The organism is Pseudarthrobacter sp. NamE5, from assembly GCF_005796225.1.
Lineage (GTDB): Bacteria > Actinomycetota > Actinomycetes > Actinomycetales > Micrococcaceae > Arthrobacter.
Genome location: NZ_VAHO01000002.1, coordinates 26,272 through 51,690, shown reverse-complemented (window position 1 = coordinate 51,690; position 25,419 = coordinate 26,272). Strand labels below are relative to the sequence as shown.

General features: G+C 65.5%; 22 protein-coding genes and 3 tRNA genes. 9 read left to right on the top strand and 16 right to left on the bottom strand.

All coding sequences use genetic code 11. From position 1 onward, the window contains the following. Positions 1 to 138: 138 nt before the first annotated feature. On the top strand, positions 139 to 1,182 hold the full coding sequence (locus FDW84_RS03425) for an endonuclease/exonuclease/phosphatase family protein (protein WP_138606620.1): 1,044 nt from the start codon (positions 139 to 141) through the stop codon (positions 1,180 to 1,182). A 19-nt stretch (positions 1,183 to 1,201) separates the two neighbouring features. Here the strand turns inward: FDW84_RS03425 and FDW84_RS03420 are convergent, their stop codons facing one another. Continuing rightward, the gene (locus FDW84_RS03420) at positions 1,202 to 1,960 is read right to left on the bottom strand and encodes an SDR family oxidoreductase (protein ID WP_138606618.1); all 759 of its coding nucleotides are present in this window, start codon (positions 1,958 to 1,960) and stop codon (positions 1,202 to 1,204) included. 111 nt (positions 1,961 to 2,071) lie between these two features. Here FDW84_RS03420 and valS point away from each other — a divergent pair, with 111 nt between their 5' ends. Next, entirely contained in the window at positions 2,072 to 4,693 is a 2,622-nt protein-coding gene (gene valS, locus FDW84_RS03415; RefSeq protein WP_138606616.1) for a valine--tRNA ligase, read from the top strand. 357 nt (positions 4,694 to 5,050) lie between these two features. Here the strand turns inward: valS and FDW84_RS03410 are convergent, their stop codons facing one another. From FDW84_RS03410 to FDW84_RS03385, 6 genes are all read right to left on the bottom strand, one after another. Continuing rightward, positions 5,051 to 5,665 carry a mycothiol-dependent nitroreductase Rv2466c family protein gene (locus FDW84_RS03410; RefSeq protein ID WP_138607183.1) on the bottom strand — a complete coding sequence of 205 codons (615 nt, stop codon included), beginning with the start codon at positions 5,663 to 5,665 and terminating at the stop codon, positions 5,051 to 5,053. Between the two features lie 100 nt (positions 5,666 to 5,765). Beyond that, positions 5,766 to 7,046 carry an ATP-dependent Clp protease ATP-binding subunit ClpX gene (gene clpX / locus FDW84_RS03405; protein WP_138606614.1) on the bottom strand — a complete coding sequence of 427 codons (1,281 nt, stop codon included), beginning with the start codon at positions 7,044 to 7,046 and terminating at the stop codon, positions 5,766 to 5,768. A gap of 175 nt (positions 7,047 to 7,221) precedes the next feature. Beyond that, on the bottom strand, positions 7,222 to 7,881 hold the full coding sequence (locus FDW84_RS03400) for an ATP-dependent Clp protease proteolytic subunit (protein WP_138606612.1): 660 nt from the start codon (positions 7,879 to 7,881) through the stop codon (positions 7,222 to 7,224). 39 nt (positions 7,882 to 7,920) lie between these two features. Then, positions 7,921 to 8,544, bottom strand: a complete 624-nt coding sequence (locus tag FDW84_RS03395) for an ATP-dependent Clp protease proteolytic subunit (protein ID WP_138607180.1) — start codon at positions 8,542 to 8,544, stop codon at positions 7,921 to 7,923. 232 nt (positions 8,545 to 8,776) lie between these two features. Beyond that, positions 8,777 to 10,186: a trigger factor gene (gene tig, locus FDW84_RS03390; RefSeq protein WP_138606610.1), complete on the bottom strand. Its 1,410-nt coding sequence runs from the start codon at positions 10,184 to 10,186 to the stop codon at positions 8,777 to 8,779. 81 nt (positions 10,187 to 10,267) lie between these two features. Continuing rightward, positions 10,268 to 10,342 (bottom strand) — tRNA-Pro (locus FDW84_RS03385). A 142-nt stretch (positions 10,343 to 10,484) separates the two neighbouring features. Here FDW84_RS03385 and FDW84_RS03380 point away from each other — a divergent pair. Further along, positions 10,485 to 10,558: transfer RNA gene (locus tag FDW84_RS03380), tRNA-Gly, on the top strand. A gap of 197 nt (positions 10,559 to 10,755) precedes the next feature. On the opposite strand, the gene FDW84_RS03375 is transcribed toward FDW84_RS03380, so the two are convergent. The 3 genes from FDW84_RS03375 to FDW84_RS03365 all read right to left on the bottom strand — a co-directional run bounded on the left by FDW84_RS03375 (position 10,756) and on the right by FDW84_RS03365 (position 13,300). Continuing rightward, on the bottom strand, positions 10,756 to 11,706 hold the full coding sequence (locus FDW84_RS03375; protein ID WP_138606608.1) for an Fpg/Nei family DNA glycosylase: 951 nt from the start codon (positions 11,704 to 11,706) through the stop codon (positions 10,756 to 10,758). Beyond that, the gene (locus FDW84_RS03370; protein WP_138606606.1) at positions 11,706 to 12,200 is read right to left on the bottom strand and encodes a ribose-5-phosphate isomerase; all 495 of its coding nucleotides are present in this window, start codon (positions 12,198 to 12,200) and stop codon (positions 11,706 to 11,708) included. Before FDW84_RS03370 ends, FDW84_RS03375 begins: the two co-directional genes overlap by 1 nt. Positions 12,201 to 12,280: 80 nt before the next feature. Continuing rightward, positions 12,281 to 13,300: a hypothetical protein gene (locus tag FDW84_RS03365; protein ID WP_138606603.1), complete on the bottom strand. Its 1,020-nt coding sequence runs from the start codon at positions 13,298 to 13,300 to the stop codon at positions 12,281 to 12,283. Positions 13,301 to 13,467: 167 nt separating this feature from the next. On the opposite strand from FDW84_RS03365, the gene pepN reads away from it, so the two are divergent. Both pepN and FDW84_RS03355 read left to right on the top strand, forming a co-directional pair. Continuing rightward, positions 13,468 to 16,035, top strand: a complete 2,568-nt coding sequence (pepN, locus tag FDW84_RS03360; protein ID WP_138606600.1) for an aminopeptidase N — start codon at positions 13,468 to 13,470, stop codon at positions 16,033 to 16,035. 9 nt (positions 16,036 to 16,044) lie between these two features. After that, positions 16,045 to 16,524, top strand: a complete 480-nt coding sequence (locus FDW84_RS03355; RefSeq protein ID WP_138606598.1) for an OsmC family protein — start codon at positions 16,045 to 16,047, stop codon at positions 16,522 to 16,524. A 10-nt stretch (positions 16,525 to 16,534) separates the two neighbouring features. Here the strand turns inward: FDW84_RS03355 and FDW84_RS03350 are convergent, their stop codons facing one another. After that, positions 16,535 to 17,527 (bottom strand): NAD-dependent epimerase/dehydratase family protein, encoded by a 993-nt coding sequence (locus FDW84_RS03350; protein ID WP_138606596.1) that lies wholly within the window; start codon positions 17,525 to 17,527, stop codon positions 16,535 to 16,537. Positions 17,528 to 17,645: 118 nt separating this feature from the next. Between FDW84_RS03350 and FDW84_RS03345 the strand changes: the two genes are divergently transcribed. Together FDW84_RS03345 and FDW84_RS03340 are read left to right on the top strand one after the other, a co-directional pair. Then, positions 17,646 to 18,332 (top strand): mechanosensitive ion channel family protein, encoded by a 687-nt coding sequence (locus FDW84_RS03345; protein ID WP_138606594.1) that lies wholly within the window; start codon positions 17,646 to 17,648, stop codon positions 18,330 to 18,332. Positions 18,333 to 18,334: 2 nt separating this feature from the next. Continuing rightward, the gene (locus tag FDW84_RS03340; protein ID WP_138606592.1) at positions 18,335 to 18,784 is read left to right on the top strand and encodes a globin; all 450 of its coding nucleotides are present in this window, start codon (positions 18,335 to 18,337) and stop codon (positions 18,782 to 18,784) included. 49 nt (positions 18,785 to 18,833) lie between these two features. Here the strand turns inward: FDW84_RS03340 and FDW84_RS03335 are convergent, their stop codons facing one another. Continuing rightward, a complete protein-coding gene (locus FDW84_RS03335) occupies positions 18,834 to 19,493 on the bottom strand; it encodes a DUF8185 domain-containing protein (protein WP_138606590.1) in 660 nt (219 codons plus the stop codon). Positions 19,494 to 19,556: 63 nt separating this feature from the next. Here FDW84_RS03335 and FDW84_RS03330 point away from each other — a divergent pair, with 63 nt between their 5' ends. Next, on the top strand, positions 19,557 to 20,537 hold the full coding sequence (locus FDW84_RS03330) for an acyl-CoA thioesterase (RefSeq protein ID WP_138606588.1): 981 nt from the start codon (positions 19,557 to 19,559) through the stop codon (positions 20,535 to 20,537). 81 nt (positions 20,538 to 20,618) lie between these two features. Here the strand turns inward: FDW84_RS03330 and ettA are convergent, their stop codons facing one another. From ettA to FDW84_RS03315, 3 genes are all read right to left on the bottom strand, one after another. Continuing rightward, positions 20,619 to 22,301 (bottom strand): energy-dependent translational throttle protein EttA, encoded by a 1,683-nt coding sequence (gene ettA / locus FDW84_RS03325; protein WP_138606586.1) that lies wholly within the window; start codon positions 22,299 to 22,301, stop codon positions 20,619 to 20,621. Between the two features lie 52 nt (positions 22,302 to 22,353). Then, positions 22,354 to 22,992, bottom strand: coding sequence for a DUF6993 domain-containing protein (locus tag FDW84_RS03320; RefSeq protein ID WP_138606584.1), 639 nt, complete (start codon positions 22,990 to 22,992; stop codon positions 22,354 to 22,356). A gap of 166 nt (positions 22,993 to 23,158) precedes the next feature. After that, positions 23,159 to 23,722: a single-stranded DNA-binding protein gene (locus FDW84_RS03315; RefSeq protein WP_138606582.1), complete on the bottom strand. Its 564-nt coding sequence runs from the start codon at positions 23,720 to 23,722 to the stop codon at positions 23,159 to 23,161. 215 nt (positions 23,723 to 23,937) lie between these two features. Between FDW84_RS03315 and FDW84_RS03310 the strand changes: the two genes are divergently transcribed. Then, a tRNA-Arg gene (locus FDW84_RS03310) sits at positions 23,938 to 24,010 on the top strand. Positions 24,011 to 24,142: 132 nt separating this feature from the next. Here the strand turns inward: FDW84_RS03310 and FDW84_RS03305 are convergent. Then, complete coding sequence (locus FDW84_RS03305) at positions 24,143 to 25,366, bottom strand: ROK family transcriptional regulator (protein ID WP_240721358.1); 1,224 nt, start codon at positions 25,364 to 25,366, stop codon at positions 24,143 to 24,145. Positions 25,367 to 25,419 lie beyond the last annotated feature (53 nt).

Genomic DNA, 25,419 nt, shown 5'->3' with positions numbered 1-25,419 from the left:
AGCCGCTTCGATTCTACTATTTTTCCCGCACAGGTTTCCATTCAGCCCTGCCCACTTCGAGACGCCGCTGCCTAGAATCTAAGGCATGACTGCATGGTCCCCGGCCCTGTCGGCACCGCATCGCGCCGGGGAGGTCTGATGCATCCAGCCGACCGCCCGCGGGGCGGCCTCCGCCGTCGTAATACCCGCAAAGCTCCGACACGGAAGGTCCTGGCATTCCGCTGGCTGTCGGGCGTGGCCGCCGCACCCGTGGCAGGAATCGCCCTTCTGCGCGCTGTGCCCGCTGACTGGCCTGTCCTGGGCGTGCAGCTGCTGGCCTTTGTTCCGTGGTTTACCGTGCCGGCCATCGCGGCGTTCCTGCTGTCCCTTCCCGCACGCAGCAGGCCGCTGCAACTAGTGACTGCGGCGCTGCTCGGCCTCCAGGTGTTGTGGCTGTTCCTCCCGGCCCCAGCCAATCCTGAAGCAGCACACGCCGGCCACCCCGCGGTACAGGTGAGGGCCATGGCCATTAATGCGGAGCTGGGCTTAGCGGACGCCGAACGGATCGTGGAGCTGGTCCGCGAAGAGCGGGTGGATCTGCTGGTCATCGCGGAATATACGCAGGAACTGGCTGACAGGCTTTCCGCCGCGGCGCTGCCGGCTCTGCTCCCCCACCAGGTGGCGCATCCCCAACGCAGGGCGGGAGGCGCAGCCATCTATTCTTCTTTGGGGCTGCGTGAGGTGGGAGTTGTCCCCGACACCCCCTTCCGCATGCCTGTGGTCAGCGTGGATTTGCCGCAGGCTGGACAGGAGGCCTCCCTGCGGGTGGTCGCTGTCCATGCCCTCGCACCGGTGGAAGACGGTTTGGAGCAATGGCGCAATGACCTCGCAGCGCTGGACCGGATCGACGCCGGGTCCGGGCCGCTGCTGCTGGCCGGCGACTTCAATGCCACCTTCGACCACAGGGAATTCCGGGAGCTGCTGGCAGGAGGCAGCGGAAGGCGACCCCTGGTGGACGTGGCCACGGCAGCGGGAAACCGGCTGGTCCCGACCTGGCCGATGCGCGGCTACAGCCTTCCCGGCGTGACGCTGGACCATCTGGTCACGAGTCCGGACATCACCGGCTCGGACTACGCCGTCCGCAGGGTGGCGGGAACGGACCACGCCGCAGTACTGGCCACCCTCAGTATCAGGCTGGCGTAGGCGTGGTCCACGGTAAGCGCTAGCCCTTCCGGATGAGCTTGTAGTTGGTTGCCTGGGCCACCGGCCGGACCACGATCTGGTCCAGATTGACGTGGTGCGGGGCGCTGACCGCGTAGCGGACAACATCAGCCACGTCCTCGGCCGTGAGCGGCTTCTCCACGCCCTGGTACACCTTGTCCGCGGCCTGCCGGTCGCCGAGCCGGTTCAGCGCGAACTCCTCGGTCTGGACCAGTCCGGGGGCCACCTCGATCACACGCACGTTGTGTTCGGCCTCCTCGAGGCGGAGCGCCACGGTCATGGCGTGCTGGGCGAACTTGGCAGCGTTGTAGCCGCCCCCTCCTTCGTACGCCGCGAGCCCCGCGGTGGAGGTCAGGTTGAGGACGGTCCCTTCGCCGTTTGCCCGGAGCATGGGGAGGAAGGCCCTGGTGAGTTTCATGGTGCCCAGCACGTTCACCCGGTACATCCACTCCCAGTCGTCGGTGCTCGCTGAGCCCACCGTGTCGGCGCCCCTGGCGCCGCCGGCGATGTTGATCAGCGTGTCGATGCCGCCTGCTTCGGCCACCTGCGCCGCCAGCCGGGACACGTCGTCGTCCTCGGCAATATCGGCAGGCATAGCGACGGCGCCTGTCTCCTTCCCGAGCGCGGCGAGCCTGTCTTGACGGCGCGCCACGGCGAAAACATGCCACCCGTCCGCTGCCAGGGCACGGACGGTCGCCGCCCCGATCCCGCTGCTTGCACCGGTCACCAAAGCTGCCTTTTTCTGCGAACCGTCAGTCATGGCACCACCCTAGCGGGGTGGGCGGTACGCCGGCCCCTGATGAACCGGGACGAAGCCAGCGCTGGGGCCCGCGGGGCCAGGGAAAGCCGCAGGACATGAAACAATTGGCAGATGGCTGAAGACAATCAGGGTACAGACACGCCCACCACCGCCCCCATCAATGTCCCGGACAAGCCGGCCCTCGAAGGCCTGGAGGCTGCCCTCACGCAGCGTTGGCTTGCCGAGGGGACCTACAAGTTCGACCGTGCGACCACCAGGGACCAGGTCTACTCGATCGACACTCCCCCTCCCACCGCTTCCGGATCGCTGCACGTGGGGCACATGTTCTCCTACACGCAGACCGACGTGCTGGCACGCTACCAGCGGATGACCGGCAAAAACGTCTTCTACCCCATGGGCTGGGACGACAACGGCCTGCCGACCGAACGCCGGGTGCAGAATTTTTACGGCGTCCGCTGCGACCCGTCCATCCCCTACAACCCTGACTACCAGCCGCCTGCCCAGCCGGCAAAAAACCAGCGCGACTTCGACGTCGTCTCGCGGCGGAACTTCATCGAGCTGTGCGAAGAGCTGGCGGTCGAGGACGAGAAGGTCTTCGAAAACCTCTTCCAGACGCTCGGCCTGTCCGTGGACTGGGAGCTGACCTACCGGACCATCGACGACAACTCGCGTGCGGTTTCGCAGCGCGCGTTCCTTGCCAACCTTGCAGCGGGCGACGCCTACATGGCTGAGGCGCCCACCCTGTGGGATGTCACGTTCCGCACTGCAGTGGCACAGGCGGAACTCGAGGACCGTGAGATGCCGGGCGCCTACTACCGCTACCCGTTCTTCATGGAGGACGGCGAGAAGATCTATATCGAGACCACCCGTCCCGAACTCCTGGCTGCCTGCGCCGCCCTCGTGGCGAACCCCGACGACGAACGGTACCAGCCGCTGTTCGGCAAGAAGGTGACGTCCCCGTTGTTCGGCGTCGAGGTTGAGGTGAAGGCCCACCCGCTGGCCAAGGCGGACAAGGGTTCGGGCATTGCCATGGTGTGCACCTTCGGCGACCTCACCGACGTCACGTGGTGGCGCGAACTCCAGCTGCCCACCCGCGCCATCGTAGGCCGGGACGGCAGGATCGTCAGCGAGACACCCGCCTGGATCACCACGGACATCGGACGCGAGGCCTTCGCTGCGATCGCCGGCAAGACGGTCTTCAGCGCGAAGGAAGAGGTGGTCAAGCTCCTCGCCGCGGCGGAGCTGCTCGACGGCGAACCCAAGAAGATCATGCACCCGGTGAACTTCTACGAAAAGGGCGACAAACCCCTGGAAGTCGTCACATCACGCCAGTGGTACATCCGCAACGGCGGCCGTGACGAGGACCGCCGGGAACGGCTCATCGCACGTGGGCACGAGATCGACTTCCACCCCGCGTTCATGCGCTCCCGCTACGAGAACTGGATTGCCGGCCTCAACGGCGACTGGCTGGTCTCCCGCCAGCGCTTCTTCGGCGTGCCCATTCCAGTCTGGTACCCGCTCGACGCCGACGGCAACCCGGACTACAACTCCCCCATCGTTCCGTCTGACGACCAGCTGCCAGTGGACCCGGCAGCTGACGCCGCACCCGGCTTCGAGGAAGCCCAGCGCGATGTTCCCGGCGGTTTTACCGGTGACGCCGACATCCTGGACACGTGGGCCACGTCGTCGCTGACTCCGAAGATCGTGGGCGGCTGGAAGCGGGACGAGGACCTCTTCGCCAAGGTCTTCCCGTTTGACGTCCGGCCGCAGGGCCACGACATTATCCGGACCTGGCTCTTCTCATCGGTGGTGCGTGCGGATGCATTGGAGAACAGCGCGCCGTGGAAGCACGCCGCGATCTCCGGCTGGATCCTGGACCCGGACCGCAAGAAAATGTCCAAGTCCAAGGGCAACGTGGTGGTCCCCACCGACGTGCTGGAGGAATACGGCTCCGACGCTGTGCGCTACTGGGCGGCCTCCGCAAAGCTCGGCGCAGACACGGCCTACGAAATTGCCCAGATGAAGATCGGCCGCCGCCTGGCCATCAAGCTGCTCAACGCCTCCAAGTTCGTGCTGAACCTGGGCGCCACGGAAGACTCGGTGGTGTCTGCTGACCTTTCAGTCCTGGCCAATCCCTTGGACCGGGCGGTGCTGGCGCAACTCTCCGAGGTGGTGGCCCAGGCCACCAAGGCGTTTGAAAACTACGACTACGCGCGGGCACTGCAAATCACGGAAAGCTTTTTCTGGCAGTTCACCGACGACTACGTGGAGCTCATCAAGGACAGGGCGTACGGAGCCGCCGGTGAAACAGAGCAGGCATCCGTGCTGGCGGCACTGGCCACCACCCTGGACACCCTGCTGCGGCTCTTCGCGCCCTTCCTGCCGTTTGCTACTGAAGAGGTGTGGAGCTGGTGGCGCAAGAACTCGGTCCACCGCGCTCAGTGGCCCTCTGCGCTGGAAGTTCCCGGCGGTGACACCACCATGCTCGCCACCGTAGGTGTCGCGCTCAGCGGCGTCCGCAAGGCCAAGTCCGAAGCCAAGGTCAAGCAGCGCACCGAGGTGCTTTCCGCGGCCATCACCGCGCCGGAAGCCCAGATCAGCCAGCTGAAGGCGGGCCTTGCCGACCTGAAGGCTGCCTCCAACGCCCGCGAGATCTCCCTGCTGGTTGGTGAGGGCGAGCTCAGCGTCAGCGACGTGGCACTGGCCGCCACCGAGGAGCCCGCGAAGGCGTAGCCGGCCAGAGTAGTGAAAGTAGGCCCTTTGCCCTGTTTTTGGGCAAAAGGGGAAGCCCCATCAGCGTTTTGCCGTTGGTGGGGCTTCGACTTTTCGGCCATCTGGTGACGCCTTGATGGTCTGGCAAAATCCTCAGACTTTCAGGTCTTCCTACCTCGTCACTGGTAGCCGCATACTGACTTTGCCGGTGGCTGCGCCAGTTGCCTGTCACTGAATCTTTGGTTTCTGCGTCCCGCTTCTTTCGAAGTGGGTAAAACCAATTCTTGTCCTGCCCATCCTGGAGCGCAAGAGCCCCGGCCGAACTACAAGTGAGTAGTTCTGCCGGGGCTCTTGGCGCGACCTGCCGGCCCGCCGACCTTAGTTGAATTCAGGCCGCTCGGTCCGGCTGCGCTTCAGCTCAAAGAAGTGCGGGAAGGAGGCGATGGCGGTGGTGGCATCCCACAGCCTGCCCGCTTCCTCACCGCGGGGAATCCGGGTGAGGACCGGGCCAAAGAACGCCGTTCCGTTGAAGGCCACAACGGGTGTGCCCACGTCCTGGCCCACCAGGGAGATGCCCTCCTCGTGGCTGGCCCGGAGCTGGTCATCATGGGCGTCTGTGGTTGCAGCCTCCGCCAGCGATGCGGGAAGACCACATTCGGCGAGAGCTTTGGCGATCACTACGTCGCGGTCCTTTTCGCCGCCCTCGTGGATCAGGGTGCCCATGGCGTCGTACAGCGCCTTGACCGTTTCCTGGCCGTGCTGCTGCTGGGCCGCGATAATGACGCGGACCATGCCCCAGGCATTGTCCATGGATTCGCGGTAGGCGGGTTCGAGCTCGCGGCCCTCATTGAGGACGGCCAGGCTCATCACATGCCAGTCCGTTTCAATGTCGCGGACGTCCTCCACTTCACTGATCCAGCGCGAGGTGATCCAGGCAAAGGGGCACAGGGGGTCGAACCAGAAGTCTGCCTTGTTCTTTGGAGCTCCGGTCATGGCGGCTTCAGTCATGGAAAATCCTTCCGAATGGTCGGCTGCGCAGGGGGCAGCCACAACGTGCGTGTAGGCAAGGCGGTGGCCAGGACGATCCTGGCGGTCAGGCGGACTTCCGGCGCTTGCTGACGTGCGGGATCATGGTGGGCTCCGCACCTTTGAGCACCACGTCCTCGGTGATCACCACGCTGGCCACATCTTCCCTGCTGGGAAGATCAAACATCACGGGAAGCAGCACTTCCTCCATGATGGCCCGCAGTCCACGGGCGCCGGTGCCTCGTTCCAGGGCCTGGTCGGCGATGGCATTGAGCGCGGTGTCGTCGAACACCAGCTCGACGCCGTCGATCTGGAACATCTTCTGGTACTGCTTTACCAGCGCGTTCTTCGGCGTGGACAAAATCTGGATCAACGCATCGCGGTCAAGGTTCGAGACAGTGGTGATGACGGGAAGACGGCCGATGAACTCAGGTATCAGCCCGAACTTCAGCAGGTCTTCGGGCATCACTTCGCCGTAGGAGTCCACCTTCTTGCTGGCCTCATTGAGCGGTGCCCCGAACCCGATGCCCTTCCGGCCGGACCTGGAGCCAATAATCTCCTCGAGCCCGGCGAAGGCCCCCGCCACGATGAACAGGACATTGGTGGTGTCGATCTGGATGAATTCCTGGTGCGGGTGCTTCCGGCCACCCTGCGGCGGCACGGAGGCGACGGTTCCTTCCAGGATTTTCAGGAGCGCCTGCTGGACACCTTCGCCCGAGACGTCCCGGGTAATGGAGGGGTTCTCGCTCTTGCGCGAGATCTTGTCGATCTCATCGATGTAGATGATGCCCTGCTCGGCCTTCTTGACGTCGTAGTCAGCGGCCTGAATGAGCTTGAGGAGGATGTTCTCCACGTCCTCGCCCACGTAGCCGGCTTCGGTGAGGGCTGTTGCGTCGGCCACCGCAAACGGAACGTTCAGGCGCCGGGCGAGCGTTTGTGCAAGGTAGGTCTTGCCGCAGCCCGTGGGGCCGATCAGGAGAATATTGGACTTGGCGATCTCGACGTCGTCGTGGTGCCCCCCATCGGCAAGGCTGCCCGACTTGGGCGCGTGGCCCGCCTGGATGCGCTTGTAATGGTTGTAGACCGCGACGGCGAGGGAACGCTTTGCGGGCTCCTGGCCGATGACGTATTCCTGCAGGAAGTCGAAGATCTCGCGCGGCTTGGGCAGTTCGAAGCTGCCCAGGTCAGCTACCTCCGCCAGTTCCTCTTCAATAATTTCGTTGCACAACTCGATGCATTCATCACAGATGTAGACACCGGGCCCGGCAATGAGCTTGCGCACCTGCTTCTGGCTCTTTCCGCAGAAAGAGCACTTCAGCAGATCCGTGCTCTCGCCAATCCGAGCCATATGTGAACCCCTTAGTATCCTGCTGCCAGGCAGCCTTGCACCGTTGCTGAAATCTTCACCGACCAGAGAGGCCCGGCTTGTGACATCTTCCACTCTAGGTCACATTCGCCCCCAAGGGTGGAAAGAAAAGGCCGGTGCGGCCAAATGAACTGGCCTGCACCGGCTTCCCGTTCTGCTACCTCGTGATGGCCTGAGGCTTGATCTTGCGTGAATCCAGCACCTGGTCGATGAGGCCGTAGGCCTGCGCTTCGTCGGCGGTGAGGATCTTGTCGCGCTCGATGTCGTTGTTGACCTGCTCCGACGTGCGGCCGGAATGCTGGGCCAGGGTGTCCTCGAGCCAGGAACGCATGCGCATCACCTCTGCGGCCTGGATTTCCAGGTCCGAGGCCTGTCCGCCCTGGCCGCCCGACAGGGCAGGCTGGTGAATCAGGACGCGTGCGTTGGGCAGGGCCAGCCGCTTGCCGGGTGTACCAGCAGCCAGCAGCACCGCAGCGGCGCTGGCGGCCTGGCCGAGGCAGACGGTCTGAATCTCTGGCCGGATGTACTGCATGGTGTCGTAGATCGCCGTCATGGCGGTGAAGGAACCGCCCGGCGAGTTGATGTAGAGGGTGATGTCGCGGTCGGGGTCCGTGGACTCAAGCACCAGCAGCTGGGCCATGATGTCGTCGGCCGATGCGTCATCCACCTGCACGCCGAGGAAGATGATGCGGTCCTCGAACAGCTTGGTGTAGGGGTCCTGGCGCTTGAAGCCGTAAGGGGTGCGCTCTTCGAACTGGGGCAGGACGTAGCGGCTGGACGGAAGATTACCGGCGGACCACCCGAAGTTGTAGTTCATGTTCATTGCTCCTGATCTGAGTGTTCTTTGATGCCGGGTCTAGTTCTGCGAGGCAGTCTCGCCGGAGGTGCCGTTGGCCGTTCCGCCGCCGCCGGACACGGAGCCGGCGTGCGCGGCGATCTTGTCGAAGAAGCCGTACTCGAGGGCCTCGGTGGCGGTGAACCACTTGTCGCGGTCGTTGTCCTTAAGGATGGTCTCAACGGTCTGGCCGGTCTGCTCGGCAGTCAGCTCAGCCATGACCTTTTTCATGTGAAGGATCAGTTCAGCCTGGATCTTGATGTCCGAGGCGGTGCCGCCGATGCCGCCGGAGGGCTGGTGCATCAGGACACGGGCGTTGGGTGTGGCGTAACGCTTGCCCTTGGTGCCGGAAGACAGCAGGAACTGGCCCATGGAGGCCGCCAGGCCGGTGGCCACGGTGACGACGTCGTTGGGGATGAACTGCATGGTGTCGTAGATGGCCATGCCGGCGGTCACCGAGCCGCCAGGGGAGTTGATGTAGAGGTAGATGTCCTTGTCCGGGTTTTCCGCCGACAGGAGCAGCAGCTGCGAGCAGATCGCGTTGGCGTTGTCGTCGCGCACCTCCGAGCCGAGCCAAATGATCCGCTCCTTGAGAAGGCGGTTGTAAATGTAGTTGTCCTGGGCTGCGGGATCGACGGTCGCCATCCGGGGGGCCTCTGGGTGCTGTGACATGTTTACTTACCTCTCGCTGGTGACGGTGACATCACTGAAAATCACTACTTGGACACTAACCGGTTTCACCGGCAATTTGTTCGCACCCCTGCGGCTGTTCGCTGACGGCGCACGATCGGCTGAAGCACAGGGACCGGGGCCCCTGTTAGACGCAAACAGCCCCCGGATCATTGGATCCGGGGGCCGTTCATCAAACGCGGAGGGACTAGGCCTTTGCCTCGGCCTTGTCGTCCCCGGCAGGGGTCTGGGCACCTTCTGCCTCGACTGCGGCGGCGTCAGCGGCCTCTGCCTCAACGGGCTCGGCTGCCGGGGCTTCCTCCTCGCCGCCGGGGCGTACGAAGTCGCTCAGGTCAACGGTGTTGCCCTCGGTGTCGGTGACCTCGGCCTGGCCCAGCACAACTGCCAGGGCCTTACGGCGGCGGACCTCGGAGACCATCATGGGAACCTGGCCGCTCTGATCAATGATCTGGGCGAACTGGTTGGGGTCCATGCCGTACTGGCTGGCGGTGGTGACGATGTAGTCGATCAGCTCGTTTTGGCTGACGTTGACTTCTTCCTTCTCGGCGATAGCGTCAAGGATGATTTCGTTCTGGAAGGCACGGGCGGTGTTGGCGCGGACCTCTTCGCGGTGCTCCTCGGTGTCGTGCTCACCCTCGCCGTGGCCGTTGCCCTCCTTGAAGTGGGCTTCGAGCTGCTCTTCCACGACCGAATCCGGCACGGGGACCTCTACCAGCTCAACGAGCTTGTCCAGGACCTTGTCGCGGGCTTCGACGCCCTGCTCCACGATTTTGGAGTCGGCGGCCTGCTTGGCCAGGTCTTCGCGGAGTTCGGCAAGGGTGTCGAATTCGGATGCGAGCTGGGCGAAGTCGTCGTTCGCCTCGGGGAGCTCGCGCTCCTTGACGGCCTTCACAACTACCTTGACCTGCGCGGCTTCACCGGCGTGGTCTCCACCCACCAGGGTGGTGTTGAAGATGGCGTCCTCTTCGGCGCTGAGGCCGGTGACGGCCTCGTCCATGCCTTCGAGCATGGTGCCGGCGCCCACCTGGTAGGACAGGCCGGAAGCGGAGTCAACCTCTTCGCCGCCAATGGTGGCGGTGATGTCGATGGTGAGGAAGTCGCCATCGGCGGCCGGACGGTCAACGGACTTGAGCGTGCCGAAGCGGCCGCGCAGTTCGTCCAGTGCCTTGTCCACGTCTTCCTCGGAGGACTGGGCGGCGGCAACCTCAACCTTGATGCCCGCGTAGTCCGGAAGTTCGATCTCGGGGCGGACGTCAACCTCGGCGGCGAACTTCAGGCCGCCGTCGGTGGCGGAGGGGTCCGGAACCTCGGTGATCTCAACCTCGGGACGGCTGAGCGGGCGGATGCCGGACTCTTGCACGGCCGCCTGGTACCAGCCGTTGAGGCCATCGTTGATGGCGGTCTCGAGAACGTAGCCGCGGCCGACGCGCTGGTCGATGAGCTTGGCGGGCACCTTGCCCTTACGGAACCCAGGGACCTGGATCTGCGAAGCAACAGTCTTGTAAGCCGAGTCGATGCTGGGCTTCAGTTCCTCAAAGGGAACCTCAACGTTGAGCTTGACCCGCGTGGGGGTGAGGTTCTCGACAGCGCTCTTCACGGTCTAAGTACTCCTGGGTTTGTGGGATGGGTTTCTGCAAACGCAATGTTCTGTCCGGGCCGAGTGGTCCGGGCCGCAGAGTCGGGGTGACAGGATTTGAACCTGCGACTTCCTGCTCCCAAAGCAGGCGCTCTAGCCAAGCTGAGCTACACCCCGTTAGTGCACAGGCAAGTCTACGGTGATACGCGCCGTGTTTGCACATTTGACACGTAGGCCATGGATTAGGTTTAGTTGTATCCGGCTTGGACAGCCAGCCCGAAGTTGCCGGCCTGCTAATATTGCAGATGCAGCTTCTTCCGGGGACGTAGCTTAATGGTAAAGCCTCAGTCTTCCAAACTGATTACGCGGGTTCGATTCCCGTCGTCCCCTCCACGAACAAGAAAGCCCCTCAGTTGAGGGGCTTTCTTGGCTTAATCTGCCCAGCAGGCCGTCCAGGGGATTTTGGCGGCGCCACAGCAGTAATTCCGGACGACGGGCGGCGTGTCCGTGCCGAAGTGCCCTGCGAGCGCCGAAGTGCCCTGCGAGCGCCGAAGTGCCCTGCCAGCGCCCCGCCCAGGCACGCAGCCCTGCTACTGCTGCTGGCAGTAAGGGCACCAGTAGAGGTTGCGTCCCGCCAGCTCCGCGGTCAGTACAGTCGTGCGGCAGACACGGCACGGCAGCCCCTGCCGCTTGTACACGTAATGGGCGTCATCCCGCGCCGGGAAGCTTTCGCTTATGGGCGGGACGGGCAGTCCGGCGGCAGACGCCCTGGCGGCCGTGGTGCCATCGAGCGTCCAGTACTTAGGCGGCGTGGTGATGATCCTGCCGTGGGCCACGCCGTCGTTCATGACGCTGACGACGTCGCGCCACAGCTTCCGCGCGGAGGTGTCAGGCAGGGCGGTTCCGGGCAGCCAGGGGTCAAGGCGCTGGCGAAAGAGAACCTCTGCGCGGTAGACATTGCCGACGCCGGCAATGATCTTCTGGTCCATCAGCAGTGCGGCCACAGGGACGTTGCGGCGCTGCAAGTTCCGGGTGAAGCGGCCGGCGTCGCCGCGAAGGTTCCGCAGGGGGTCGGGGCCGAGCCGCGCCAGCACCGCCTGGGCCTCGGCGCCGGTGATCGTCTCGCAGGTGGTGGCGCCGCGGAGGTCCGCCCAGCCGTTGCCCGAGGCCAGCCGCACCCGGACCGCGCCCACAGGGGCGGGCGGTCCGGCGTAGGGGGCGCCGCCGTCATCCTCCTCCGCAAAGCTCTCCCGCTCCCCCACCCGCCGCGGCGCGCCAATGCTGGAGGACCCGGTGAAGGTGCCGTCGCCGCCAAAGCTCCAGGCTCCATAGAGGCCCAGGTGGACGTGCAGTACCAGGGCGTTGTCGAAGTGCAGGAAGAGGTGTTTTCCGTGGGCTTCGGCGGCCACCATCGTGTGTCCGTCCAGGAGCGCCGCCCCCGCGCTGAACCTGCCCTGCGGACTGGACACGGCGAGCTGCCGGCCGGTGAAAACGTCGCCGAACTGCCGCGCCAGGCGCCGGACGGAATGCCCTTCAGGCACTACTCGATGACCTCACCGGTGGTTTCGTAGGCGGCGATCTTGCCGATCCTGCGGACATGGCGCTCGTCGTTGCTGAACGGCTCCGTCAGGAAGGCTTCGATCAGTTCGGTGGCTTCCTCCACCGTGTGCTGGCGGCCGCCGACGGCGACAACGTTCGCGTCGTTGTGTTCCCGGGCCAGGGTGGCCGTGGAGTGGTTCCAGGCCAAGGCAGCCCGGACGCCCTTCACCTTGTTGGCCGCGATCTGCTCGCCGTTGCCCGAGCCGCCGAGGACGATGCCCAGGGCGTGGACGCCTGCCTGCTGGTCAGCGACCACTGCCAAGGCGGCGTTGATACAGAAGGACGGGTAGTCGTCCTGGGCGTCGTAAACCTTGGGCCCGTGGTCCACCACTTCATACCCCTTGGCAGTCAGGTGGGATACCAGGTGGGCGCTGAGCTCCATGCCAGCGTGGTCGGTGGCAATGTGGACCCGCGGGAAGGCAGGGGAAGAAGTCACGAGAAGAATCCGTTCGGTTGGGGGCGCCGGCTGCCGGCCGGTAGCGCGCAGGCAGGGTCAGGACAACACGGTAAAGAATACTAGGACTCGGGTGGGCCGGGGGCTTCTGATGGGCCACCCGTCCGCCGCGCCCGGGCGGCGACCCGGGTCAGGACTTCAGCGAGCCTGGCAGCCGAGGCCGGGCTGCCGCCGCTCACCGCGAGGCGCTGGCCGTCCGTCTTGCTGACGACGACGGCGGGGCCGCTGCTGACGAGCATCGCTGCGGTTCCGTCGTGGTGCCGGTAACCCCACCCGCCGTAGTCTGCAGCCTTGACGTCGGCCGCGGTGGCCTCGGAAATGGCACCTGCGGGGACGTTCATGACCGGCACGAGGCCCGCCAGCAGGACTTTCAGGCCGGCCCGGTCGGCCTTGACGCGGGCGCACAGGAACGCCGCCCCCACGAGGGCAGCGACGACGAGCAGCCCGCCGAGCCACGGCACCACAATGGCGATGAGCGCCGAGGGAAACAGCGACGCGATGGCGATCATGACAAACACCGAGCTGCGCGCATGGACCCAAAGCCGGATGTTGTCCCGCGCCAGGTCCGGGTCCGCTTCCCTGACAATTGCGAGCTGGAGCGCCCGGTCGTCATCCGGCGACCATTGCTCGTCGGCCTTGAAGACGAAAGACATGACCACCCCCAGCGACACAGCCGCACCGCTGCCCAGTGCCAGGACAGTAGTGTCCACCCGTGATCCCCGGGCGTCCGCCAGTCCCGTCTGCCCCAGGAGGCCTGCAGCGAGTACGGTGGTGACGAAAAGGGTGACGAACAGCCCGGATCCCATCATGATCCGGCGCATCAGGACAGGCCTGTTGATGGGCACCGCCTGGTAGAGGACCAGCCATCCGGCGGCCACGATCATCACGGCGCCCACGCTGACATAGGCGCCGAAGGGCGCAAAGGAGGCACCGCCGTCGTCCGTCCAGCGGACGGCGAGCGGCTCGGGAAGGTCCGGGCGCAGAAGGAAGGCGCAGACCACGAAGGCTGCCGCCACAACCACCGGAAAGCCCGCAACAAAACGCAGGGCCTTGCTGTCCACCGATTCCATGAACTTGCCCATGATCTAACGCTACTCCCGCCGCTGCCCCTCGATTCCTACCTTTTCCCCTACCCACTGTGCGCCGCGCTACTTGCCAGGGGGTGCTGGAATGCAAGAATGATCAGAGCCGCCGCTGGGAACCGCCAGCCGGCAGACGCAAGCTTTCTGGAGGCCCCACTTTGCCAGGTATGAATCTGACGCGCGCCGAAGCCCGTGAACGTGCCGAAACGATCGCCGTCGAGTCCTACAACGTCAACCTGGACCTCACCCGCGGCGGGGACGTCTTTGGCAGCACCACCACGGTAAAGTTCAGCGCCAGGCCAGGCTCCTCCACTTTCATCGATGCCGTGACGCGGGCGGTGCACAGCGTCACCCTGAACGGCCGGAGCCTTGACCCTGCCACGGTGGCGGACGGCGTCAGGATCCAGCTGCCGGAGCTTGCGGAGCATAACGAGCTGACCGTCGTGGCGGATGCGCCCTACATGAACACCGGCGAGGGCCTGCACCGCTTCGTGGACCCGGTGGACGGCGAGGTCTACCTCTATACCCAGTTCGAGGTTCCGGACTCACGCCGGATGTTCGCCGTCTTCGAACAGCCAGATCTTAAGGCAACCTTTGCGTTCACCGTCACGGCGCCCTCGCACTGGGACGTCATCTCCAACTCCCCCACCCCGGCGCCGCAGGAAACCACGCCGGGCAGCGACGGCGCCGCGCGCTCCGTCTGGACCTTCTCCCCCACCCCGCGGCTCTCCTCCTATGTCACCGCCCTGATCGCCGGCCCGTACCAGGCGGTGCGCAGTGAAGTGGCCAGTTCGGACGGCAGGACCGTCCCGCTGGGGGTTTTCGCGCGCAGGTCGCTGATGCAGTACCTGGACGCGGACAACATCTTCGAGCTGACCCGGCAGGGCTTTAGATTCTTCGAGGCCCAGTTCGGCTGCCCCTACCCGTTCGAGAAATACGACCAGCTCTTCGTGCCGGAATTCAACGCCGGCGCCATGGAAAACGCCGGGGCCGTGACCATCCTGGAAGGCTACGTCTTCCGCAGCAAGGTCCCACATGCCCAGATAGAGCGCCGCGCCATTACGGTGCTGCACGAGCTGGCGCACATGTGGTTCGGCGACCTGGTGACCATGCGCTGGTGGAATGACCTGTGGCTTAACGAGTCCTTCGCCGAGTACATGTCACACCTCGCCGCGGTGGAGGCCACGTCCTTCACCAGCGCCTGGACCACGTTCGCCTCCGTGGAAAAGTCCTGGGCCTACCGCCAGGACCAGCTGCCCACCACCCATCCGATCTTCGCGGAGATCAACGACCTGCAGGACGTGGAGGTCAATTTCGACGGGATCACCTACGCCAAGGGCGCTTCGGTGCTACGCCAACTGGTGGCATGGGTGGGTCCGGAGCAGTTCATGGCCGGCGTGCGCGAGTACTTCGCCAAGCATTCCTGGCAGAACACCGAACTCAGCGACCTGCTGGTGGAGCTGGAAAAGGCCAGCGGCCGCGACCTGGACAGCTGGGGTCGGCAGTGGCTGGAAACCGCCGGCGTCAACACGTTCAAGCCGGAGTTCGAGGTGGACGGCGGGGGCCGGTTCACTTCCTTTTCGATCCTGCAGTCCGCCGTGGACGAGTGGCCCACCATCCGTCCGCACCGCCTTGCGGTGGGGTTCTACCATCTCACCGGCGCCGGCAGGCTTGAGCGGGTGCACCGGGAGGAACTGGACGTCGACGGCGGACGCACTGAGGTGCCTGCGCTGGTGGGCATGGCCCAGCCGGACCTGGTCCTGGTCAATGACGACGACCTTGCCTACGCGAAGGTGCGGCTGGACGAAAAATCGCTGGCGACAGCAACGGCGCACCTGAAGGACTTCGGCCAGAGCCTGCCCAGGACACTTGTGTGGAACTCAGCGTGGGACGCTGCCAGGGACGGGGAGACCCCGGCGCGGAAGTACGTGGAACTGATCCTGGCCAATGTGGGCGCAGAGTCCGACTCCTCCGTGATCCTGGTCCAGCTCCGCCAGCTGGCCACCGCGCTAAACTTCTACGTGGCTGAGGAACACCGCGAAGCAACAACGGTGGCGGCAGTGGACAGCCTCTGGGACCTCGCGTCCGCGGTTCCCGGCGGCTCTGACGCCCAGCTGCAGTTCGTTAAGTCCTTCGCGCTGCTGGCGCGCAGCACGTCCCAGCTGGACAGGGTGGCCGGGCTGCTCGATGGTTCGCTGTCGCTGGACGGGCTGGCTGTGGACCAGGACCTGCGGTGGGAGCTGGTGGCGTCCCTGGTTGCCGGCGGACGGATGGGACAGGACGGCATCGACGCCGAACTCGCCCGCGACAACACCTCCAGCGGGCAGAACGCCGCTGCCCTGGCCAAAGCCGCCCTCCCCACCCCGGAGGCGAAAGCGGCCGCTTGGGAGACCATCGTGGTCAAGGGCGAGCTCTCCAACGCCCTGCAGGGTTCGGCCGTCACCGGCTTCATGCGGGTGCTGGACCGGTCCCTCCTCGAGCCGTACGCCGAAAAGTACTTCGAGGCCGTACCCGGCATCGTCGAGAACCGCACGCACGCGCTGGCCCAGCAGATCGTCGCCGGGCTTTACCCCGCGCTGCTGACCGCCCAGGCGACCGTTGACCGGACGGACGGCTTCCTGGCGGCGCTTCCGCCCGCAAGCGCCGCGCTGCGGCGGATGATGCTGGAAAACCGCGACGCCGTCGCCCGGGCTTTGCGGGCCCGAGCGGCCGACGTCCTTCCCGGCGAAGCGTAGGCGGGACGCATGGGCCTGGGTGAACATCAGTATGCGCTGGCGGTCCAGTGGACGGGAAACCTGGGTGCCGGGACCTTGTCCTACCGCGGCTATTCCCGGGACCACGACATCCTGGTTCCCGGACTGCCGGTGCTCAAGGGCTCCGCGGACCCCACCTTCCACGGTGACAAGGAGCGCTACAACCCGGAACAGCTGCTCCTGGCCGCTCTGGCACAGTGCCACATGCTCTCGTTCCTGCACGTGGCCGTGAAGCACGGGGTGGTGGTGACGGAATACCGCGACGACGCCTCCGGAATCATGAGGCTGAACCGGGACGGAAGCGGCCAGTTCGAGCGCGTGACGCTGCGCCCGCAGGTGACGGTGACGAACGCGGACCACCTTGAGCTGGCCGGGCAGATGCACCATGAGGCGAACCTGCTGTGCTTCATTGCCCGCAGCGTCAACTTTCCGGTGGAGCACCAGCCGCAGACGGTGGTTGGCGGGCTGTAGCGCTCACCGTTTAGGCTCCCGCTCGCAGGAGCGCAACGAGCTTTGCCTCGGTTTCCGGGGTCAGCCCGGCTTTTCGGGGCCGGTCCAGACCGCGGCGGCGTTCGTCCGCCAGGGTGTCCGCCAGCGTTTCCTGCCACGGCCGGAGCTGCAGGCCGGCGCCGACGGCGGCCCGGTTGCTTCGTGCCATGAAGCCGCCGTGCGCCGGCGGGAGCCACAGCGGCAGCGAATCCTGGCCTGCCCAGTAGCCGACGCCCTGGTCCGCGAGCCAGTCCGCCTCCGCCGGAAGGGCCTCACCCTCATGGCCGGCGGCAGCGCGGGAAGCCGCGATGTACGCGCCAAAAGCCACCTGCTCACCCAGCGCATTCGCCGGCCCGGCAAGCTGCCTCCCAGCTGCCAGCAGGATCCAGGCGGCGAGGTCACGTACATCAATAACCTGGACCGGGCTGTTGTCGATGGCCGGCACAATGACCGGCAGGCCGTCCCTGGCAAAACGACCCGGCCAGTAGCCGTAGCGGTCCGAACCGTCGCCGGGGCCGCCAATGAGTCCGGCCCGGCACAGATGTGCCTTCCCGGCTGCAGCCCGTAGCGTGGCTTCCTCGATCGCAACCTTCGACTCGCCGTAATTCTCCGGCGTTGACGGCTGCCCGGGGGCAAGCTGCGGAAGGAGTGCGGCTTCCTCAGCCGCCCCGGGAACCGATGCATCGGCGTACACGGAGCAGCTGGACACGAAGGTCCAGTGGGCCGCCCGGTCCGAAAGGGCTTCCAGCGCCTGGATGGCGGGCACCGGATCCCGGGCGACATCCACCACTTCGTCCCACTCGCCGCCGGCACCCGCATAGGCAATACCGCCCGATGCACGGTCGGCCTTGAGCCACACCGCCCCTGCCGGTGGTTCAGCCGCGGAGCCCCGGGCCAGGCACGTGACCTGGTGACCGGCTGCCACCGCCTGGCGGACTATTTCTGCTGACAGGAAGGCGGTGCCGCCCAGGACCAGGATGCGCATGTGAACACGCTACGGCGCTAGGGTTAAAAGAGAACAGAGCCTTCCGCGCCGGGCGTAGCCTGCGCGGCGGTGTACGACCCCCGGCACCGGCCGGAGAACCCAGGAGCATCTCCCCCTTATGGTCAGCATGTTGTCAGTCCTTCCTTCCGCCGCCAGTGATCCCGGCGGCGTAAGCATCACGGGCATCGTGATCAGCCTCGGTGTGGGCGTCACGGTCTGGCTGGTTGCCACCTTCATCATTTCCCGCATCACCCGTCGGGTGGCCTCGGGCAGCAGCCTGTTCAAGAGGCCCACATTCAAGTGGGTGGCGCCGGCCCTGCGTGCCCTGGACCATGAACGGCGGGTTCAGCGGGCCGAAACCATCGGTTCCCTGCTGAACAGCGTTGTCGGCGTACTGGTGGTCATCATCACGGGCATGTACGTCCTGCAGAACCTGGACATCAACATCGCGCCCCTTCTCACCAGCGTGGGCATCCTAGGTGTCGCCATCGGTTTCGGTGCCCAGCAGCTGATCCGCGACTTCCTGGCCGGGATCTTCATTACCATTGAAGACCAGTACGGCATCGGCGACGTCATTGAAACCAGCGAGGTTGTGGGCGTGGTGGAATCCATGGGGCTGCGCATCACCCGGGTACGCTCCGACGACGGCGCCATCTGGTACCTGCGCAACGGGGAGATCCTGCGGGTGGGCAACCGCTCACAGGGGAACTACACGCCATGGCACGAGCTGCCGGACGGGACCACGGACCAGGCAAGTGACCAAAGCGCTGAAACCAAGAAGACCGAGCAGAAGGCCGGAGACTGACCATGACCCTTCCCATTGAGCCGCAGCGCCCGCAGCTGATGCAGAACGATCCGTTCAGCAAGCCCGGCTACACCGACAACTTCTACGATGCCGTCGGCGGTCATGAGACGTTCGTGAAGCTGATCGACGTCTTTTACGACGGCGTTGCAACAGACCCGCTGCTGCGTCCCATGTACCCCGAAGAGGACCTGGGGCCGGCGAAGCGCCGCTTCCTGATGTTCCTGGAACAGTACTGGGGCGGGCCCACCACCTATGGCGAAGAGCGCGGGCATCCACGGCTGCGCATGCGGCATATGCCTTTCCAGGTGACGCCCGAGGCGAAGGAACGCTGGCTCTTCCACATGCGTGCCGCCGTCGACGCCCTGGAATTGCCGCCGCTCTACGAGGGAACGCTGTGGGACTACATGGAGCGCGCAGCGCTCTCGATGGTAAACAGCCCCTCAACGCCCTAAGGCTGGTGCAGCAGCTGTCCCTGGACCCCGCTGCTGATGGCGGCCAGCCTTAAAGCAGCCCGCTCCCGGTGCGCGCGAGCACGTGGCCGCGGGTGCCGCTGAGCCGGAACCAGCGGCCGGCGCGGTAGAGCTTCTGGTCACCGTCGGCCAGGAAACCCAAAGCCAGGGCGGCGAAAGCGGCTCCGGCCGGCAGGCCTGACTCGTCCAGCTCCCTCCCCCATACGGCGGCACGGGCGTTGTTGACCATGAGCGCGCCCGGCTTGTCCGGCACGATTCCCGCCACTTCCGCGATCCCTGCCTCCGCAGCCTTCCGCAGCCCTGCATCGCTCCGCTGGCCCATGAGCTCCCACCCGCTCCGGGGGGCACCCACTCCTGTCCAGGATTCGGTAACGGTCGACGGCGGTACGGGCAGTTCCACATCGTCCCCGCCCGAGCGTGCCAGACGGTCCAAGACAGCGGACAGAGCTACCGTCACGTCCGTTTCAGAGGGCCTTGCCAGTGCCATGGTGCGGAGCCCCAGGATGGTGGGGGTGGACTCACCCAGCAGCCTGGGCCTCAGGACGCAGACGTAAGCGGCGAGAACGGAACCCGCGGCCTGAAGCCGGATGGCGCCGTCGTCGATGGCCTTCGCCCGGGTGGCGAACGTTCGAAGATCAGCCAGGTCCTGCGGATCGGCGAACCGGAATGACGAGGTGAGTAAGTCAGTCACACCAAGAACACTACCGGCTGGAGCTTTGTTGAGCAGTGCCGGGGCGCCGTCTAGAGTCGAACCATGACTGAAGCCGACGCCGAACTCCTGGCGCTTCCCAGCGCGGACCCCACTGCCTCGCTTATCTCGCTCCTTGACCTCGGCCAGCTTGAGGGAGCCCGGACGGACGAGGACATCTTCCTTGGTCCTTCCCAGCAGCAGCCCCACCATCGGGTCTTCGGCGGCCAGGTACTGGCCCAGTCACTGATTGCTTCCATGAGGACGGTGGACCCCGGGCGCTTTGTGCATTCGATGCACGGATACTTCCTCCGTCCCGGCGATGCGAACAAACCCATCACCTTCGGTGTCCAGCGCCTGCGTGACGGCCGTTCCTTCTCTGCCCGCCGGGTGCACGCCTACCAGGAGGGTGTTCCCATCCTGTCCATGATCGCCTCGTTCCAGGGCGAGGACGAAGGCATCGAACATGAGTCCGAAATGCCCGCCGGCATTCCCGACCCGGAGTCCCTGCCCAGCACCGCCGACCTCTTGGGCAAGTTCGACCACCCCGTGGCGCGGCACTGGGCCTACGAGCGGCCCTTCGACATCCGGCACGTGGATGCGCCGCTGTACGTCTCAGCCAAAGGACCGAAAGAAGCGCGCAACGCTGTCTGGATGAAGACCTTTGGGCCCATGCCGGACAACCCCAACCTGCACCGGGCCGCCCTGGCCTACGCCAGCGACTACACACTGCTGGAGTCCATCCTGCGGCGCCACGGGCTGAGCTGGATCACCCCGGGGATGAACGTTGCCAGCCTCGACCATGCGATGTGGTGGCACCGTCCCGCCCGGGTGGATGAATGGCTGCTGTACGTCCAGGAATCGCCCAGCGCCCAGGGTGCCCGCGGCCTGGCCACCGGCAAAATCTTCAACCAGGCGGGCCAGCACGTTGCGTCGGTTGCCCAGGAGGGAATGGTCCGCGTGCCCACTGATGTGAAGAGCAAGGTGGTGGGCGCCTTCCAGTCCAAGGTGGTGGAGCACCAAATCCGCAAGGCGGGCCGGAACTAGCAGATACGCCGAAGGCGGGCACCCCATGGATGGGTGCCCGCCTCCGGTTTTCCCGGCGCTGTTTCCGGGCCGCTCTATGTCCTAGTCGCGGGTGAGGCGGCGGTGCGTTACCCGGTGCGGCTTGGCGGCATCCGGTCCCAGCCGCTCCACCTTGTTCTCCTCGTAGGATTCGAAGTTGCCCTCGAACCAGTACCACTTGGAGGGGTTTTCCTCGTCGCCTTCGTAGGCCAGGATGTGCGTGGCCACCCGGTCCAGGAACCAGCGGTCGTGCGAGACCACCACGGCGCAGCCGGGGAACTCCAGCAGCGCGTTTTCCAGGCTGCTGAGGGTTTCGACGTCGAGGTCGTTGGTGGGTTCGTCAAGGAGCAGGAGGTTTCCGCCCTGCTTGAGGGTCAGGGCGAGGTTCAGGCGGTTGCGCTCACCACCGGACAGCACCCCGGCCTTCTTCTGCTGGTCCGGGCCCTTGAAGCCGAAGGCGGCAACGTAGGCGCGGGACGGCATTTCGACGTTGCCCACCTGGATGAAGTCGAGCCCGTCGGACACGACCTCCCAGAGGGTCTTGTTGGGGTCGATGCCGCCCCGACTCTGGTCCGCATAGGAGATCTTGACCGAATCGCCGATCTTCAGGTCGCCGCCGTCGAGCGGTTCCAGGCCAACGATGGTTTTGAACAGAGTGGTCTTGCCGACGCCGTTGGGCCCGATGACGCCCACGATGCCGTTGCGGGGCAGGCTAAAGGACAGCCCGTCGATCAGGACCCGGTCTTCGAAGCCCTTCTGCAGGTTTTTGGCCTCCAGGACCAGACCGCCCAGGCGGGGTCCCGGCGGGATCTGGATTTCTTCGAAGTCCAGTTTGCGCGTGCGGTCCGCCTCAGCGGCCATTTCCTCGTACCGGGCCAGGCGGGCCTTGGACTTGGTCTGGCGGCCCTTGGCGTTGGAGCGCACCCACTCGAGTTCCTCGGCGAGGCGCTTGGCCTGCTTGGCGTCCTTCTTGCCCTGGATCTCCAGGCGGGCACGCTTTTTCTCCAGGTAGGTGGAGTAATTGCCTTCATAGGGGTACAGGTGGCCGCGGTCCACCTCGGCAATCCATTCCGCCACGTGGTCAAGGAAGTACCGGTCGTGGGTCACGGCAAGGACTGCGCCGGGGTAGCTGGACAGGTGCTGTTCGAGCCACAGCACACTTTCCGCGTCCAGGTGGTTGGTGGGCTCATCAAGGAGCAGCAGGTCCGGCTTCTGCAGGAGGAGCTTGCAGAGCGCGACGCGGCGGCGTTCACCACCGGAAAGGTTAGTGACATCCGCGTCAGCAGGCGGGCAGCGGAGGGCGTCCATGGCCTGTTCCAGCTGGGAGTCGAGGTCCCAGGCGTCGGCGGCGTCGATTGCTTCCTGAAGCTTGCCCATCTCTTCAAGGAGGGTGTCATAGTCAGCGTCCGGGCTGGCCATTTCCTCGGAGATCTCGTTGAACCGCTGGATCTTGCCGTAAATCTCGCCCACGCCTTCCTGGACGTTGCCCAGGACGGTCTTTTCTTCGTTGAGCGGGGGTTCCTGGAGCAAGATGCCGACGCTGTAGCCGGGGCTGAGCCGGGCTTCGCCGTTCGAGGGGGTGTCCAGCCCTGCCATGATTTTGAGGATGGTGGACTTACCGGCACCGTTCGGGCCCACGACGCCGATCTTGGCACCGGGGAAGAAGGACATGCTTACGTCATCAAGAATGAGTTTTTCGCCAACGGCTTTGCGGGCCTTGGTCATTGTGTAGATAAATTCCGCCATGCTTCCAAATCTAGTGGGTTGGCGGGCATATCTCACATTCCGTCCGGCAAGCTCACGAGCCTACAAAGCACTTGCCGCTTGCCAATACCGGCAGGACCGTCACTGCCACGGCGCCGTCCCGCACCTGGCCGATCACGCAGTCGTCCCCCTGCAGCACCGCTGCCTCGATCGCATCGGCCTCCAGGCCGGTGGGTGTCCGGCTCTGCGACACTTCAAGTACTCCGGGCGCGATCCCCGCTCCAGCCAGCGCTTCACTTACCTGTGCCGTGGCCGGCTTGGGCGTCCCGGCCGCCAGCTTGCCGAGTGTTTCCATCACCTTCTGCCGGACTGCTTCGGTAGCGGCGGCTTCAGCGGCCGAAGCGCCTGCACCGGGTGCGTCGCCGCTGGAAACTGAGCCGCCGGAAACTGGCGCAGTGGCGGCGGTATTCGCCAGAGGGCCTGCAGGCTGCGTTCCGGGGGCAGCAGCATCCGTGGCCGGGACGTCAGCAGATGGGGCTGCAGTTGTCGGCCCAGCAGGCGCTGCCCGGTTATGCACGGGGATCGCGAAGCCGCAGCCGGCCAAGGAGGTGACCAGCACAGCTCCGGCCAGCACCGCCAGGAGGCGGGGTGCGAAGGGATTTCTCGAAGCGTAAGGAGCAGCGGGAGAGGCACCGGCCGTACTGTTCTGCCGGTGGTCGGGGGTGCGCCGCATGGTGCCATTCTGCCATGCGGCCCTGCAGCCGGGTACATCCTGTGCGGGCAGGTTGCGGCCGGGGGGTGCCGGGACCTGCCCGCCCAGGAAACAGTAAGCGTTGACAGCAGGACTTTCCTCTCTCCTAATCCGGATTGCCAGGAGCCCGGACAAGGATGTAGATGCGCTAGGCTCCGGATTCGGCCAGTTCCCCCGTTTCCAGGTCCAGGGCTACCAAGTCACCGTTTCTGTCCTCGACGTACGCTGCAGCCGGATCGCCGCCGTCGGCCCCTTCCTCTTCACTGTCCTCAGGCTCCTCGAAGGTTCCGTCCGGGCCGGGCTGATGGCCGCCGTCGAAGGAGGGTTCCTGCTCGACCAGCGAGAGCAGCGGCTTGGTGGAGGACCGGATGAAGTTGGCCGTGCCCCAGGTGAGATCATGGCCTACGGCTTCGGCATCAATGGTGTGTGAGTAGTAGACCCTGCCGTCCCTTTCCCAACTGCGGATTTTCAGCTTGCCCAGCACGATGACGGGCTGGCCCTTCCTGATGCTGCAGCCCATGCTTCCTGCAAGGTGGCGGTAGCCCTGCACCAGGAACCAGTTGGTGTGGCCGTCTGCCCAGGTGCCGGTTTCCCTGTCATAGCGCCGGGTGGTGGACCCTATCCGGAAGGAGGCGGTGGCCACTCCCCCTGTTGTCGTAGCGCTTTTGATCTCGGTGGCAACAAAGCCCCGGATCGTTATGGTGTCGCTCATCTTCTTCGTCCTGTCTTCAATGGTTGATGCCTTTGCAGGCAAGACCAGCTTGGCGCCGAAGCAAACCCGCGGGGAGGCGGTAATGGGTCTATGTGCACAACCTGCAGCTGTGGCCGACTGTGGAGGATCAGTAGCCGCCTGGAGTCGATGACAGCGCCCGCAGTGCGGGCAATGTAGACTTTTTGAGGCGCCGGATTTCAACTCCGGAATCCACTGCCTCAGTAGCTCAGGGGATAGAGCAGCGGCCTTCTAATCCGCCGGTCGGGGGTTCGATTCCCTCCTGGGGCACCGCGTGGGTTGGCGCCCCGGTCCATGGACCGGGGCGCGGCTTTTTCCTTCAATGCATCAGCTGCCGCCGCTGCCGCCAACGTCCGCGAAGAAGCGATCGGTGCCAGCGCAACCGGGGATGCCTGGAGCCTATTACTGCAGCCGGTGCGGCGCGTCCACCAGGGACCGGACCACGCTCCCGGCCGCGCCGAGGAGCGCCCCGGCCTGCCCCACGGCGGAAAGCCCCACTTGTTCAGGAGCGAACCTGCCGGGGGCATACCGCTCCAGGCTGTTTAAAAGGGGCACCCTCAGCCACGGGTCAAGGACGGCAAAGTGGCCGCCGAGCACGACCGATCCGATATTCATTACACGGGCGGTTGAGGCGAGGGCAACGCCCAGGTACCGCCCGGCGCGCTCCACCGCCGACAGTGCGCGCGGCTGGCCGTCGTTAAGTGCCCGCACGAGCGCCTCGATGGATTCGGTCCGCGTCCGGGACTCCGCCGCGATACCGGCAGCAGCAAGAATGGCATCCTGCCCCGACAAGGTTTCAAGGCAGCCCGTTCCGCCGCAGGAACAGCGCACCCCTTCGGGATCCACCACTATGTGTCCAACTTCGCCGGCATGTCCCCCCGGACCGGTAAAGAGTTCGGAACCAACAACCAGCCCGCCGCCGACGCCCACCTCGCCCGAGACGAAAACGAAGTCGGACGCGCCGTCTGGACGGTGCCGGAGTTCGGCCAGGGCAGCGGCGTTCGCCTCGTTAAACAGCTCAACGCCCAGCGGCACATCAGGCAGCAGCGCGCCGAGGTCAAGGTCCACGTTGGTCCAGCCCAGGTTGGGGGCGGTCAGAACGCGCGCCGCCGCTGGATCCACCAGCCCGGGCACTGCCAGCCCTCCCCCAAGCACCTGGACGCCGCCGTCTCCCGCCGCGGCCCGCACCTTTGCTGCCAGTCCGGCAAGTGCTGCCAGCACCGGGACGTGGCCACCTGACCGGTTATCCCTCTCCTGCGTCTCGCGCACCAGCAGGTTGCCCGCGAGGTCCGTAACCCCGGCCGAAATGTAGTCGACGTTGATTTCCATGCCCATGACGGACCGGGCAGGATGCAACTCCAGTCCCACGCTGGGCCGGCCGCGTCCCTGCTGGCTGAGTCCCACTTCCCGGACCAGTCCAGCCTCCAGCAGGTCCAGCACGAGGCTCGAAACGGAGGCCTTGGTCAGGCCCGTCGCAGATGCCACCTGCGCCCGGCTCAGGTGAACCCCGGCAGGCGCCTCCGCAATCCTGCCCAGCACCAGGGAGAGATTGCTCCGGCGGACATCGCCCATACTGCCGGGCACTCCGGACTCAGGGGCCGCCACCGCAGATGCCGGCATCACCATCACAACTCTCCTTGCCATTACTTCGGGCCGCGGGGCCCCAGGGGTCTTGACCC

Bases quoted from the DNA above. Each gene is read 5' to 3' on its own strand.
- FDW84_RS03425 (WP_138606620.1), top strand. From the start codon at position 139: ATGCATCCAGCCGACCGCCCGCGGGGCGGCCTCCGCCGTCGTAATACC.
- FDW84_RS03315 (WP_138606582.1), bottom strand. From the start codon at position 23,722: ATGAGCGACACCATAACGATCCGGGGCTTTGTTGCCACCGAGATCAAA.
- FDW84_RS03365 (WP_138606603.1), bottom strand. From the start codon at position 13,300: ATGGGCAAGTTCATGGAATCGGTGGACAGCAAGGCCCTGCGTTTTGTT.
- FDW84_RS03340 (WP_138606592.1), top strand. From the start codon at position 18,335: ATGACCCTTCCCATTGAGCCGCAGCGCCCGCAGCTGATGCAGAACGAT.
- ettA (WP_138606586.1), bottom strand. From the start codon at position 22,301: ATGGCGGAATTTATCTACACAATGACCAAGGCCCGCAAAGCCGTTGGC.
- FDW84_RS03420 (WP_138606618.1), bottom strand. From the start codon at position 1,960: ATGACTGACGGTTCGCAGAAAAAGGCAGCTTTGGTGACCGGTGCAAGC.
- FDW84_RS03395 (WP_138607180.1), bottom strand. From the start codon at position 8,544: ATGGCGACCGTCGATCCCGCAGCCCAGGACAACTACATTTACAACCGC.
- FDW84_RS03410 (WP_138607183.1), bottom strand. From the start codon at position 5,665: ATGACCGGAGCTCCAAAGAACAAGGCAGACTTCTGGTTCGACCCCCTG.
- clpX (WP_138606614.1), bottom strand. From the start codon at position 7,046: ATGGCTCGGATTGGCGAGAGCACGGATCTGCTGAAGTGCTCTTTCTGC.
- FDW84_RS03350 (WP_138606596.1), bottom strand. From the start codon at position 17,527: ATGCGCATCCTGGTCCTGGGCGGCACCGCCTTCCTGTCAGCAGAAATA.
- FDW84_RS03330 (WP_138606588.1), top strand. From the start codon at position 19,557: ATGACTGAAGCCGACGCCGAACTCCTGGCGCTTCCCAGCGCGGACCCC.
- valS (WP_138606616.1), top strand. From the start codon at position 2,072: ATGGCTGAAGACAATCAGGGTACAGACACGCCCACCACCGCCCCCATC.
- pepN (WP_138606600.1), top strand. From the start codon at position 13,468: ATGAATCTGACGCGCGCCGAAGCCCGTGAACGTGCCGAAACGATCGCC.
- FDW84_RS03345 (WP_138606594.1), top strand. From the start codon at position 17,646: ATGGTCAGCATGTTGTCAGTCCTTCCTTCCGCCGCCAGTGATCCCGGC.
- FDW84_RS03355 (WP_138606598.1), top strand. From the start codon at position 16,045: ATGGGCCTGGGTGAACATCAGTATGCGCTGGCGGTCCAGTGGACGGGA.
- FDW84_RS03320 (WP_138606584.1), bottom strand. From the start codon at position 22,992: ATGCGGCGCACCCCCGACCACCGGCAGAACAGTACGGCCGGTGCCTCT.
- FDW84_RS03400 (WP_138606612.1), bottom strand. From the start codon at position 7,881: ATGAACTACAACTTCGGGTGGTCCGCCGGTAATCTTCCGTCCAGCCGC.
- FDW84_RS03305 (WP_240721358.1), bottom strand. From the start codon at position 25,366: ATGGTGATGCCGGCATCTGCGGTGGCGGCCCCTGAGTCCGGAGTGCCC.